At 42.3% G+C, this 13,879-nt stretch carries 11 protein-coding genes and 2 pseudogenes; 3 read left to right on the top strand and 10 right to left on the bottom strand.

From position 1 onward, the window contains the following. Nucleotides 1–90 (bottom strand): annotated as a pseudogene (locus tag F6J94_RS19310) (peptide-methionine (S)-S-oxide reductase); the annotation flags it as partial. Between the two features lie 74 nt (nt 91–164). Between F6J94_RS19310 and msrA the strand changes: the two are divergent. Next, nucleotides 165–629, top strand: coding sequence for a peptide-methionine (S)-S-oxide reductase MsrA (gene msrA, locus F6J94_RS19305; RefSeq protein ID WP_293043450.1), 465 nt, complete (start codon nt 165–167; stop codon nt 627–629). Between the two features lie 183 nt (nt 630–812). Here msrA and F6J94_RS19300 read toward each other — a convergent pair whose 3' ends face one another. Both F6J94_RS19300 and F6J94_RS19295 read right to left on the bottom strand, forming a co-directional pair. After that, nucleotides 813–2,024: a transposase gene (locus F6J94_RS19300; RefSeq protein WP_293043452.1), complete on the bottom strand. Its 1,212-nt coding sequence runs from the start codon at nt 2,022–2,024 to the stop codon at nt 813–815. A 151-nt stretch (nt 2,025–2,175) separates the two neighbouring features. Further along, nucleotides 2,176–2,592 (bottom strand): annotated as a pseudogene (locus F6J94_RS19295) (VOC family protein). Between the two features lie 115 nt (nt 2,593–2,707). On the opposite strand from F6J94_RS19295, the gene F6J94_RS19290 reads away from it, so the two are divergent. Then, on the top strand, nt 2,708–4,870 hold the full coding sequence (locus F6J94_RS19290) for a Tex family protein (RefSeq protein ID WP_293027772.1): 2,163 nt from the start codon (nt 2,708–2,710) through the stop codon (nt 4,868–4,870). A 312-nt stretch (nt 4,871–5,182) separates the two neighbouring features. Beyond that, nucleotides 5,183–5,740: a pentapeptide repeat-containing protein gene (locus F6J94_RS19285; protein WP_075903118.1), complete on the top strand. Its 558-nt coding sequence runs from the start codon at nt 5,183–5,185 to the stop codon at nt 5,738–5,740. 56 nt (nt 5,741–5,796) lie between these two features. On the opposite strand, the gene F6J94_RS19280 is transcribed toward F6J94_RS19285, so the two are convergent. The 7 genes from F6J94_RS19280 to F6J94_RS19250 all read right to left on the bottom strand — a co-directional run bounded on the left by F6J94_RS19280 (nt 5,797) and on the right by F6J94_RS19250 (nt 13,460). Then, nucleotides 5,797–6,105 carry a hypothetical protein gene (locus F6J94_RS19280; RefSeq protein ID WP_293043449.1) on the bottom strand — a complete coding sequence of 103 codons (309 nt, stop codon included), beginning with the start codon at nt 6,103–6,105 and terminating at the stop codon, nt 5,797–5,799. A 119-nt stretch (nt 6,106–6,224) separates the two neighbouring features. Next, entirely contained in the window at nt 6,225–6,398 is a 174-nt protein-coding gene (locus F6J94_RS19275; RefSeq protein WP_293027744.1) for a hypothetical protein, read from the bottom strand. A gap of 183 nt (nt 6,399–6,581) precedes the next feature. Continuing rightward, nucleotides 6,582–9,179: a leucine--tRNA ligase gene (gene leuS, locus F6J94_RS19270; RefSeq protein ID WP_293043448.1), complete on the bottom strand. Its 2,598-nt coding sequence runs from the start codon at nt 9,177–9,179 to the stop codon at nt 6,582–6,584. 454 nt (nt 9,180–9,633) lie between these two features. Beyond that, the gene (locus F6J94_RS19265) at nt 9,634–10,587 is read right to left on the bottom strand and encodes a hypothetical protein (protein ID WP_293043447.1); all 954 of its coding nucleotides are present in this window, start codon (nt 10,585–10,587) and stop codon (nt 9,634–9,636) included. A 22-nt stretch (nt 10,588–10,609) separates the two neighbouring features. Continuing rightward, nucleotides 10,610–12,115: an MBOAT family protein gene (locus F6J94_RS19260; RefSeq protein ID WP_293043446.1), complete on the bottom strand. Its 1,506-nt coding sequence runs from the start codon at nt 12,113–12,115 to the stop codon at nt 10,610–10,612. A gap of 15 nt (nt 12,116–12,130) precedes the next feature. Next, a complete protein-coding gene (locus F6J94_RS19255; protein WP_293043445.1) occupies nt 12,131–12,397 on the bottom strand; it encodes a hypothetical protein in 267 nt (88 codons plus the stop codon). Nucleotides 12,398–12,638: 241 nt separating this feature from the next. Beyond that, entirely contained in the window at nt 12,639–13,460 is an 822-nt protein-coding gene (locus F6J94_RS19250; RefSeq protein ID WP_293043443.1) for a bifunctional 2-polyprenyl-6-hydroxyphenol methylase/3-demethylubiquinol 3-O-methyltransferase UbiG, read from the bottom strand. Between the last annotated feature and the right edge of the window lie 419 nt (nt 13,461–13,879).

Below are 13,879 nucleotides of genomic sequence, written 5' to 3'. Positions count from 1 at the left end.
TAGATAACATGGGTTAGGAAAATGTCCGCCCATATAACCAACAGAGGTTGATACTACTCCCTTCACTTTCCGAAATGCTGCTTCTACTCCCTACTCCCTACTCCCTCAAAAATTGACAACTACTATATAATGAATAAATCCTGAGCAATTATTGAAGAAAAACGATGGAAAAAGCGACATTTGGTGGTGGTTGTTTCTGGGGAGTAGAAGCAGCATTTCGGAAAGTGAAGGGAGTAGTATCAACCTCTGTTGGTTATATGGGCGGACATTTTCCTAACCCATGTTATCTAGATGTATTATCAAGAATAACGGGTCACGCGGAAGTGGCACAGGTGGAGTATGACCCGGAAAAAGTCAGCTATGAACAATTACTTGAAGTATTTTGGTCTATCCATGATCCTACTACATTGAACCGTCAAGGTCCTGATCGAGGAGAACAGTATCGATCGGTGATATTTTTCCACAATCAGGAACAAGAAGTGCTGGCAAGACTGTCAAAACAAAAGCTGCAAGTTTCTGGTAAGTTTGATAAGGATATTGTCACAGAAATTAAGCCAGCTTACGATTATTATTTAGCTGATGACTATCATCAACAGTATTTTGAAAAAAAGCAGAAGTCTTTACGTTAGAAATTTTGAAGCTATCAGTTATCAGCTATCAGCGATTAGCGCTACGCGCACGCTACGCGAACAGCTATTAACGTTTTGCAAAGGCTGACAGCTGACGGCTGACGGCTGACTGCTTACGTCTCATTCAATCGCATCGCAGCGAATTTCAACTATAAATCCATCGGGGTCTTGACACTCCCCGGTCTAAAGACGCGGGGATTCTTGCTTCAACGAGCCAACTTGCTCAACCAGACCGGAATCAGGAAGAGTAGAGGTCAATTCTCCGCAAGGGTTCGGGTCGATGACCCAGGTTCCGGTGTGCCCCACCGTACCCAAAGCTCTGTTCAAAATGTTAATGGCAGCGTTATGGTCCCTACCTAACTGGCAACCACACTGACAGATATGGGTTCTAGTTGATAGTGACTTCTTCACGACTTCACCACAGTCAGAGCAATTTTGGCTAGTGTAAGCAGGATTAACTGCGACAGTAACTCTCCCAAACTTTTGACCAAAATGCTCTAGCCATTTCCTGAACTGATACCAACCTGCATCATTAATAGACTTCGCTAAACAGTGATTTTTTACTAGATTTTTGACCCTTAGATCTTCATAGGCCACCAGGTCGTTAGACCGGACTACGCAGCGTGCCAGTCTCTTGGCATGCTCTTCACGTCGCCTACTTATACTAAGGTGGTGTCTAGCTAATCTATTAATTGCTTTCTTACGATTGGTTGAGCCTTTCTTTTTTCGGGAAACTCGACGCTGATAAAACTTTAACCGCTTTTCCCCAGTCCTGTAAAAACGAGGATTAGGTTCAGTCTTGCCTCTGGAATCGGTGTAGAAATCTTTTAGACCTACATCTAAACCGACGGTCGCATCAGCAGGTTTTAATTGTTCCTTTACATCGACTGAGACGCAAAATTGAACATAGTACCCGTCGGCTCTTTTTACAATCCGAGCTCGTTTTATCTGTTTCTTATCAAATCTCCACAAGTCCCATGTACCCTTGAGCTTAAGTTTTCCAATTCCCTTTTTGTCGGTGAATGTGATCGATTTTTTGTCAGGGGACAACTTCCATCCTGATTGCTTATATTCGACCGAGCGACAATGCTTCTGGAATCGGGGAAACCCTTTCTTTCCGGAGACTTTTTTATTGCAGTTGTCATAGAAGCGGGCGATCGATGACCATGCTCTTTCAGCGGCAGCCTGTCGAGCGGTTGAGTTCAATTCACTGGCAAAATCAAAATCTTTAGCCAAAACTCTACAATATTTGTTGAGGTCGTATTTTGATATGCCTCTATTATCAATCCACAACCTAAGGCAACTGTTGCGGACAAATTTTACTGTCCTGATCGCCTCCTCTATGGCTAAATATTGATGTTTTTTGCCGTAGGCCTTGAACTCAAGAATGATCATCATAAATCGACCTCTTGTGTTGTACTATTATGCTAACACAGCTAGCACAAATCGACAACTACTAGTGCGACTTTCCTCACGGTGGCTAAAGCCACTATGACCCTTCATCCCCGGTTTAAAAACACGGGGTTTTCGGCTTGTGGGGAATTTTCTAAAAATAGATACCTCTGCCGGTAGGACGAGTTACTGGACCATGATCGATAAGAATTTGATTTTGTTTTAGAACTTCTACAGCTTGGTCAAATAACTGAGGATCGATATCAAAGGCGAGATGATTCACCCGAGTAAAGCCACGATGGGGGTCTGGATCCGGTGGTGATAGGTCTGGCTCGGAAAACAAATCCACAACAATGCCATCTGGGGTAACGAAGTTAGTGACTTTTCCGGCTTCGACTAGCGATCGCAAGGTACTGGGCACTTATTCTCCAGTTAGTTCATGTAAACCTAATACTGTACCATAAAAGTGGCGCGATGCTTGGATATCCTTCACATTCAGAGCAATATGATGGACTCGACGGAGACTACCTGGGCTTAGGGTAGGTTTGATCACTTCAGAGCTAGAAACCATAATTGTTAGTTGTGAATTGAACTGTTAATTGTTAATTATTAATGGTTATACCGTTCTCAATTTGCTAATTTAAATTTATTTAAAATCCCGTTTAATGTCCGCTTTTCCTGGTAACATGACCACTATTCCTCAAATATTAGCCCAAGAACTGTCGTTAAGCGCCACTCAGATCGAGAATGCCCTGTCTTTACTGGCTGAAGGGGCAACTATTCCGTTTATAGCTCGCTACCGTAAAGAGCTGACTGGTTCTCTCGATGAAGTTCAGCTACGCACTATAGCTGAGCGCCATACTTATCTAACGGAACTTGAGCAACGGAAGTCAGTAATCCTGAATGCGATCGCATCTGCTGGTAAGCTCACCGATGAACTAAAGGCTAAGATCGAAGCTTGCCAGCAAAAGACTGAATTGGAAGACCTCTACCTGCCCTATAAACCGAAACGACGCACTCGGGCAACCATGGCGAGGGAGAAAGGACTTGAACCCTTAGCGGACTGGATTGGGTCGATGAACACTCCGGAAGTTAAATCAGTATCCTTATCTGAAGAAGCGGCTAAATACATTTCCCCAGACCATAAGCTCAATACGGTAGAGGACGTTCTTCAAGGTGCCTCAGATATTTTAGCGGAAGCTGTAGCTGAAAAAGCCCACTTACGAGCGTACTTGCGGGATTATTTCCTGAAATCGGGAGTATTCGTGTCTCGGATTAAAAAGGATTATCCCGAAGGTACCACTAAGTTTGAAATGTACCGGGAGTTCCAAATCCCAGTTAAATCTGTAGCGCCACACAATATGTTAGCCCTGCTCAGGGGTGAGGCTGAGGGAGTAATAAAGCTGGAACTCTCTTTTGATGAAGACTATGTTATGTCCTACCTAGATTCTGAGGAAATCCACACCAAAGCTACCCTACTGCGAGAGTTTTACCAGACCATGCTCAAAGATGGGTTTAATCGGCTCATGAAAACCTCCCTAACTACGGAAGTACGCGCCGATCGCAAAACCTATGCTGATGCAGAGTCCATTAAAACCTTTGAAGCCAATCTCCGAGAACTGTTGTTATCTGCTCCAGCAGGAATGAAGCCAACCTTAGCCATAGACCCAGGCTTCCGCACTGGTTGTAAAGTGGCTATCCTGGATGAGACAGCTAAATACATCACATACCAGCCAGTGTTTCCCCATCAAGGCAGCCAAAAGCGCGAACAAGCTGCCAAAACCATTAAGAATTTAATCGAAACCTACCAGATCGAGCTAATTGCCATTGGTAACGGTACAGCCTCTCGTGAGACAGACGAGTTTATCTCGGAAGTCCTCAAAACCATGGAGCGCAAACCAATTAAAGTAATGGTGAATGAATCTGGGGCATCGATTTATTCCGCCAGTGAGGTAGCACGAGAGGAGTTTCCAGATTTAGATGTCACAGTCAGAGGAGCGATTAGTATTGGCAGACGCTTACAAGACCCCTTAGCTGAGTTGGTCAAAATTGACCCTAAATCCATTGGTGTGGGACAGTACCAACACGATGTTGATCAGAAATTACTCAAGAAGAAACTTGATGAAACGGTGGAAAGTTGTGTAAACTATGTAGGAGTAGATTTAAATACTGCTTCCGCTCAACTGCTAACCTTTGTATCTGGGATTACCCCGACCATTGCTAATAATATTGTGACCTATCGCAATCAGCAAGGTGCATTCAAGAACCGTCGGGAAATCCTTAAAGTACCAAAGTTAGGGCCAAAAGCCTTCGAGCAGTCAGCAGGATTCCTAAGGATTCGCAACGGGGATAATCCCTTGGATAACACAGCTGTGCATCCAGAGAGTTATTCCGTAGTGAAAGCGATCGCATCGGATTTGCAGTTACCTCTAGCCAAGATTAAACAAGGATCAGAACGGTTCAAGTCAGTAGATTTGAACCGTTACGTCACAGATACCATAGGCTTACCAACCCTAGAGGATATTATCCAGGAATTGGAAAAGCCAGGACGAGACCCCAGGGCTGAGTTTAAGTACGCCACCTTCAAAGAAGGAGTAAATGAGCTAAAAGACCTAAGTCCTGGAATGGAATTAGAAGGAATTGTCACCAATGTGGTAAACTTTGGAGCATTCGTAGATATCGGCGTGCATCAAGATGGGTTAGTGCATATCTCCCAACTAGCTGACCGGTTTGTAGAGGATCCCAAACAGATAGTCAAAGTGGGACAGGTGGTGAAGGTGCGGGTAATGGAAGTAAATGAAAAACTAAAGCGCGTTAGTTTATCAATGCGATCGCACAGTAGTAATTAGGTAAGCATTCAGCTATCAGCTTAAGCGCTACGCGCACGCTACTTGAGGTGCTATCAGCTATCAGCTATCAGCTATTAGCTATCAGCTATCAGCTTATGGGCTACAGATGGTGCTTTTGAATCAAGCAAGTAAGCATTGGTTTAATCTCTGTTACATCAGCTGACGCTTCCATAGCGTCAGCTTTTAGCTGACGGCTGACGGCTGACCGCTGACCGCTAAATGCTTACGTAATTAGCAATCACGGTAGAAATATTGGGTATTTCTTGAACTTCACTGCCATAATACAGGCAAAACAAGATTTGGCCAGAAATTATGAAATTCAGAATCTTAGGAATTAGTGTACTGCTAGCCTCCTTAGGGTTAATCGCTCCTATCAATGCTCAACAGCGCGAGCAGTATCTACAACTCCTGCAAACAAAGGAATGTCGAAGCTGTGACCTGGTAAATTCTGACCTAGCCAGAGCTGATTTGAGGGAAGCAGACCTGAGATATGCTAACCTCCAGGGAGCCAATCTCAGTGGCGCTAACCTTTCTGATGCCATGCTCGAAAGTGCAGCAATGAGAGTTATTGATGGCACAGGGGCAACCTTCCGCAATGCCAACTTAGATTCAGCCTACGCCACAGGGGCCAACATGAGTCGCGCCGACTTCAGTGGTGCTAGCGTAGTGTGGGCAAATTTCATCAGTGCTGACCTGAGTGGTAGCTCCTTTAGGGGTGCTGACCTCAGTAACACCACCTTTCTGAATGCCAACCTCAATGGTGCTGATTTGAGTGGCGCTAACCTCAGTAACGCTAATTTCATTAACGCTGATTTGACTAACGCTAACCTTGATAATGCTAACCTTACTGGTGCGCAACTTCCTAGGTAAATTAGGGACTCCTAAAGTAAATTAGCATTCAGCATTCAGCATTCAGCATTCAGCATTCAGCATTCAGCTAATGGGCTACAGAGGCGTTGCTGAATCTTCCAATGAATAGGAGTAGAGTGGGCATCCTGCCCGCCCGAAAATAAGCATGAAACTGGCAAGATGCCAGTTCCACCCCTGATGCCCATTCCACTGAATAGGAGTAGAGTGGGCATCCTGCCCGCCCGAAAATAAGCATGAAACTGGCAAGATGCCAGTTCCACCCCTGATGCCCATTCCACTGAATAGGAGTAGAGTGGGCATCCTGCCCGCCCGAAAATAAGCATGAAACTGGCAAGATGCCAGTTCCACCAAGATGCCCATTCCACCTCACTCTTAAAATCATTCCATTATTAAGCAATACCAACATTCTTTTATTCAAAAGCTGATAGCTGATGGCTAATAGCTGAATGCTTACAAGGAAAGTCCCTCACCCCATTGATAATTGCTAAGGATTCTTATTGATGCAGCCTGGTTTCTGAACATACTGACAAACGCGCTGGTAAAGGATAGCTCTTGTTCCTACTGGTCCGACTTTAAAGATGACTCTATCCTCTACTTGCCCTCCTGGTATGATCTTGACACCACAGATAGGACAGACTTGTGCGTTTTGTTCAGACATAGCTGTTGGTAAATGAACCTGATGAATTGTTTCTTACCTAATATATAGCTCTGGGCACAGGGAATAGGAAATAGGGAATAGCTCCATTACCTATCCCCTGCGTGGCACAGGCTTCTAGCCTGTGACATACTGCATGAGCTGATAGCTCCGTTAGCTATCCCTGGCGCGTTCGCTTTTTTTAGATCAAACCACTACAAAGTTTACCAATTTACCAGGTACCACAATTACTTTCTTAATCTCCTTACCCTCTAGATATCGCTGTGCTACCTCAGATTCCCGAGCATAGGTTTCTAAAGCTGCCTTATCGGAGTTAGCTGGAACTTGAATAGTGCCGCGAGTTTTGCCTTTGATTTGAATCACCAAGGTAATTTCATCGGCTACCAAAGCATCAGGATCATACTCAAGCCACGGTTGATTGTGTATGGATGAGCTATGACCCAGACTATGCCAAAGTTCTTCAGCAATATGGGGAGCAAAGGGAGCGAGTAATGTAATCAAGGTTTCAATGCCTTCTTTATAGACCGGGGAGTCTTTACACTTAGCATCAGTAATCCCATTACTTAGCTTCATCAATTCAGAAACCGCCGTATTAAATTGATACTCCCCTTCTAAATCCTCAGTGACCTCTTTAATCGCGATATGAATTGCTCGTCGTAAGTCTTTTTCCGGTTTAGTTAAATCACCATTAGACGGGCTAGATTTAGTGCTACCATTAGCGGCGAAATCCGATACTAAACGCCAGACACGATTAAGGAAACGGAATTGCCCTTCTACATCAGCATCATCCCATTCCAAATCTTTTTCTGGTGGTGCTTTAAACAAGATAAACATCCTAGCGGTATCGGTACCGTATTTAGCTACTACATCTTCTGGTGCGACACCGTTGTATTTAGACTTAGACATTTTTTCATAGAATACCGCCAAGGGTTCCCCAGTGTCTGGATCTTTAGGGTCATTGGGATCGATATCTACAACAGCGAAATATTTCCCGGTTTTGGTATTTTTGTAAGCCGTATTCTGCACCATCCCCTGAGTTAGAAGACGTTGGAATGGTTCATCAATGTTTAGTAAACCGCGATCGCGCAATACCTTAGTAAAGAATCGCGAGTAGAGCAAGTGCAAAATAGCATGTTCGATTCCCCCTACATACTGATCCACTCCCATCCAATCATTGGTTTTGTTGGAATCAAACACAGCGGAGTCATTCTTGGCATCGGGATAACGTAAGAAATACCAGGAGGAATCGATAAAGGTATCCATGGTATCGGTTTCCCGTTTCGCTGGTGTACCGCAATTGGGACAAGGTACATTCACCCAACTGTCTAATTGAGCCAAGGGAGAAAGACCACGTCCGCTAAAGTCCACATCTTCTGGTAACTCTACTGGCAGGTCTTGGTCTGGCACTGCCACTGCGCCGCAGTTAGGACAATGAATCACAGGGATCGGGGCACCCCAGTAACGCTGGCGAGAGATTAACCAATCTCGGAGGCGATACTGCACTCGGGCTTTGCCCCAGCCCTGTTGTTCAGCATACTCAATAATTCCGGTCTTGGCCTTGACGGAATCCATGCCATTGAATTGGTCAGAATTCACGACAATGCCCGGTTCGGTGTAAGCCGCTTCTAGAGGAGTGTCATTAACTGTTTCGACATCATCTGAAGTTGGGACAATCACCACTTTGATTGGTAATTGCTTTTCCTGGGCAAACTTAAAGTCTCTGGTATCATGAGCTGGTACTCCCATCACGGCACCAGTACCATACTCATACAGCACATAGTCAGCAATCAAGATCGGGATTTCGTCCCCAGTGAAGGGATTAATGGCTTTACCACCAGTGGGAATCCCTCGCTTGGGCTTATCTTCTGCTGTCCGTTCCAGTTCACTTTGGTTACTGACTTCCTCAATGAAGGCTTCAACTGCAGCCTTTTGCTCAGGGGTAGTGACTTTTGCGGTCAAGGGATGTTCCGGTGCTAGCACCACATAGGTAACGCCATAAACTGTATCTGGACGAGTGGTGAATACACCAATTTTGTTATCTAAGCCCTCATCTGAGCTGTCATCTAAGCCCACAATGGGAAATTCTAGATAAGCACCAACAGATTTACCAATCCAGTTGGCCTGCATCAGCTTCACCCGTTCTGGCCAACCGGTTAAGGTATCCAAGTCCTTGAGCAATTCTTCGGCATAGTCGGTAATTTTAAGGAACCACTGACGCAACAGTTTCCGTTCCACCTTGGCACCAGAACGCCAAGAACGTCCTTCACTATCCACTTGCTCATTGGCTAGCACGGTCTGATCTACCGGGTCCCAGTTCACTGCTGCTTCTTTCTGGTAGGCCAATCCAGCGTTGAAGAACTGTAAGAAAATCCACTGAGTCCATTTGTAATAGTCCGGCGAGCAGGTAGTTACTTCACAATCCCAGTCATAGGACAGTCCGAGGCGCTTTAATTGCGATCGCATTTGGGCAATATTTTGGTATGTCCACTTAGCCGGATGAATCCCGCGAGCGATCGCAGCATTTTCTGCCGGTAATCCAAAGGCATCCCAACCCATGGGGTGAAGTACGCGATAGCCTTGCATCCGGCTTTTCCTGGCAATCACATCAGTAATTGTATAGTTACGGACATGACCCATGTGCAGGTTACCCGATGGATAGGGGAACATGGACAGAGCATAGAATTTCGGCTTGTCAGTTTCTGTGGGGGTTTGGTACAAGCCTTGCTCTTCCCAAATTTGTTGCCATTTTTCCTCTATCTCGGTGGGGTTGTATTGTGACTGCACAAGTGATACTCCTTGGGTATGATTACGCGCTTTAGTTTACGTCAGTTCTGACTGTAGTTCAATTTTGGCACATTCGTTAGCCAATGCCTGATCTAGTATACTTCTTGCGGATGTAGGGAACAGGAAACAGCGGATAAAGGAAAAGGGAAGTCAGAAGAGGGAATAGGGAACTTTGGAATTGGTCAAAAATACTGTTGACATTATAACTATTAAAAATGCTAAGTAGGTGGGCATAAATAAACGTTAAAACTCAAAATCATAAAATGAAGCTGGAATCCTCTATTCATAGGGGTTTCATGATTTTTAATTTCAATCGCTATTTTATACTTAATTACGCCCACCTACTTATTACCGGCTTATTAATTACGATGACTAAAAGCTCGAACGCTTATTCTGGCTACATTTTAGCTTTAATGTTACCCCGTCATCGTTTATTTATGCCCACCTACTTAGTTTAACTTGATGGTAAATAGGGTTTTATTAAATCTATCAGCTGTTTAGTTCTCTGATTTACTCCTAAATCATGAAGGTGATAATCCGTATCATAAAACATAGATTTATCGTACATAAAATCTTCTGGCTTACCAAGAATAAGAACCCCATGACGTTTATAAAAATATTCTATACTTTTAAAAAACTCTTGTTGCTTAGGTTCTTGATAAACATCAAACCATACGGTATTTGGCCAAGTTGCTATTACCTTAATATTATGGCTTGCGCACCAATTTATAAATTTAATAATGCTGCTCATTCCGTGACTTGAATTTATAGATTCATATATCTTATCGTTTGGAGTAATTTTGGCAATAGCTTTGATTTGTTGTTGCGTCATATCAGCTTTTCGATTAGCTGTTTCATCTCCATAATCATTAATAGTTTTAGACTGATAACCTGAATTAATGCGCTGAGGGGTTTTAAATTTAGCTACTATTCCCTGTTCCACACGCTTGAAGGATATTCCACTGATTAAACGAACTTGATCAGTTAAATTAAGTGATAGTAAATATTTCGGATCGCGAGCCAACACATAATCAGTCAAGACATTAGAAGGTTTTCCATCATATGTATAATGCGTATATTCCAGAGGGAGAAGAACTAAATCTCCAGACTTGAGCCAGGAATGAGCACGAGTCAAGATGTAATCAATACCAAGTCCAGCATGTGTACCTCCATTAATACAACTGACTAATGTCTCTTCATGTATTTGACTACAGCTAATGCCAAATAAAGCATTTGATCCAGAAACTATAACTAACTTAGGTTTTTTTATAGAGTTAGCAATATTGGACTTGATAGTGTATATTTCGTCAATCCACCGAGAACTCTCTGTTGGAGTACCAATTTGTAATAATACAGCGAACAGGAAGATTATAGAGCCAATTAACAATCCAGAAAAAATTGATTTCAAATATCTTATGTAAATCATATTTTTAAAAATTAAAGTATAAAAACTCACTGTCAACTGCCGTTAAAATAGTTTTGATAGCAATAAATAAAAGCACTCCTATGATAATACCAAAGGTTTGATTAGGTTGCCACTGCAACTTTTTCCACACTTGACTGTACCAATTTGAATAAGTTTTTACTACAGGTAGATTCAAGGCTGGCTTATATTGTTCCATCCATTGTTGAGAGTTAGGTATTAGCCAGATAAATAAAAACAAAATTATCAGTAATTTTTTAAATGTTACCATTGATGCTGACAAAGATATGCCATTTATGCCGAGCATTGTTTGTACCATTAAACTTGCACTATCAAGATTATCGGCACGAAATAAAACCCATCCAAATACCACAGCAATAAACGTAATAAAACAACTAATAGTCCTACTCCACCAGTTACTCTTTTTTAAGTCATGTCCTAAGAATTTACGACAAGATCGCCATTGATGATTGAGACATAAATAAACTCCATGTAACCCTCCCCACAAGACGAAAGTCCACCCAGCACCATGCCAAAGACCACCTAACAGCATGGTAATTATTAAATTGAGATTGCGTCGCAATTCGCCTTTGCGATTACCACCGAGAGGAATATAGAGATAATCCCGCAGAAAGTTAGAAAGAGTAATATGCCACCTACGCCAAAAGTCACTGATGTTTACTGCTTTATAAGGAGAGTTAAAGTTGAGTGGTAGTTTAATACCAAACATCCGTGCTGCACCGATAGCCATCTCAGAGTAGCCGGAAAAATCGAAGTAAAGTTGAAACGTGTAAAATAAGGCACCACTCCAAGCATCATAAAAGGTGAGTAATTCTCCTGAAGCAGCAGCATTAAAGACTGGAGTAGCATAAAGACCAGCTATGTCAGCAATCAAGACTTTTTTTATTAACCCTATGGAGAAAATAGTGACCCCCACCGCCAGATCTTCAGGGTTAAACCGATAAATCGATTTATTGGCAAACTGAGGCATTACCTCTTTGTGATGGACAATTGGTCCGGCAATTAATTGTGGAAAAAAGGTAACAAATAGGCAGTATTCTAAAAAGCTATAGTCTTGGGTTTCTCCTCGGTAAGCATCAACTAGGTAGGTAATTTGCTGGAAAGTAAAAAAGGAGATAGCTAGGGGTAGTATAATCTGATCAAAATTAAAGGTTTTACCTAGGATAAAACTGACATTGTAAACAAAAAAATTAGCATATTTGAAATAACCAATGAGAGCCAAATTTACGGCAATCCCTAAAACGAGAAGTAACTTGGGGCTAACGGATAATATTAATCGTTTAGAAAGAGCAGAGCCAACGGTATAATTAAAGAAGATGGAAAAAATTAGCAATGCTAAGTAGGGTGGATTCCACCAAGCATAGAATAACAAAGAGGCAGCAACCAAAAAAGCTATTGCTCCTTGATAATAGCCCTTTCTTCCCAGCATAAAAAAGAAGAACAGCGTCAGAGGTAAAAACAGAAAAATAAATTCTGGGGAGTTAAACAGCATGATAGAGTGGTAAATTTAACGAAATGGGTATTGGTGATCCCAGTCACAATCCCGATTATCTTCTTCTAAAATATCGAGGATGGATTCCGGGACAAATTCTTGATTCCTAATTTCCCGTAGCCCTTGGATAATGTCGGACACAATCAAATAGTCCTCCATATCCCGACGAATCAAATCCCGGATGTATTCACTAGGCGTTGCATAGACATCATTATCGCTTGTCCGCATATCAACATAGCGGCGTAGTTTATCGGTTAGCTGGATATTCAGGTTGCTGCTCATTGCGATTCTTTGTATGGGAAGAAACCTTTCATCACTCTAGCACCAATGGCATTAAACAAGAATATTTGCCATTTTGAATATTAACACAAGAGAAACAACATTCATTACCCATTAAGGTTAGGACATTTATAAGAGCAGGAAAAACTATTATAATCAGCTATTGCTAGCATGCCTATTGCTAGCATGCCTTGCGCGTAGCGCTATAGCTGATAGCTGATAGCTGATAGCTGATAGCTTACGACTAGATTTTTTTAGCAATCTGAAGAACAGACAGATAGGAAGTTTCGAGACTATTGTCCACTTCTAGCTCTAGTATTTCCTTAATCCCTTGAAACAAAGATTCTCGCTGCTGGTGGTCTAAAGCTATATAAGGTGACAAAGTACTCAAAAGCGCTAGATAATTATCAATACTATAGGTAACGTCACACACTAACTGTTCCGATACTAAGTCTTGGAATTTACCCGAATTACCATTTTTTGCAAATTTGCTGAGGTTCTGTTGATGAGTTTCTATCTCTTCACAGGGTTTCAGAGAGGGAGCGTAAGTTTGATAGACCTGATTCAACAGTTGGCAAACTTCATGGTTCGGTTGAGGGGGCGTATTCCATAGCAAAATCAGAAACCCATTATCTTTTAGAGCATCAGCTGTTTTTTGATACCGGATCTCTTGGGAAACCCAATGAAAAGAAGTTGCTGCTAACACAGCATGGAATTTACCAGTTTCTAGCTCCCACTCTTCAAAGGTACTATTGATAATTTCTACATCTGGATATTGGCTACAGTTATGTCGCGCTAGCTGGCAAGATTCCTGGCTAGGTTCAATAGCAACGATAGAGAAGCCCAAGTCAGCAAATGCTGTCGTAGCAATCCCCGGACCGCATCCCACTTCAAGAATAATCCCATCGGAAGGAAGTTGGGCTAACTCCACAGCACGGTTAATCAGTTGCTGAGGATAGCGTGGTCTGGCCTGGTCGTAAGCCTCTGCAACCGAAGAATACCAAATTTTTTTCTCTTCCAAGTCTTTAGAGTAGATAGCTTGGAGTAGTTGTTTAATGTCTTTCATCTAGCATTTTTAGTTTAGATGTAAACATAATATTGATGGAATAAGGGAATAGGGAATAGGGAATAGGGAATAGGGAACAGGGAACAGTGTCAATATATCCCATGATTTTTGGGTTTTATGATAAATCAGGATTGATTTTCATGATATATTTAAATATCATAATTTTCGTTGTACAGTCAGCTTTATGAGTTTTTTCACTCGAAATTTAGCATAAAAGGTACTGCAGAACAAAATCATGGTGCGTCGTTACTAGTTTTGCCGACTCCTTTAGCATGATTTATCCTATTGAGTAGGGAGCAAAATGCTCCCACTACCAAATCACTCATAATCTAGGATTTTTAAATATATCATGAAAATCAATCCTGATTTATCATAAAACCCAAAAATCATGGGATATATTGACACTGTTCCCTGTTCCA

The sequence above is a fragment of the Moorena sp. SIO1F2 genome (assembly GCF_010672755.1).
GTDB lineage: Bacteria > Cyanobacteriota > Cyanobacteriia > Cyanobacteriales > Coleofasciculaceae > Moorena.
This window is presented reverse-complemented; position numbering and strand designations above follow the sequence as displayed.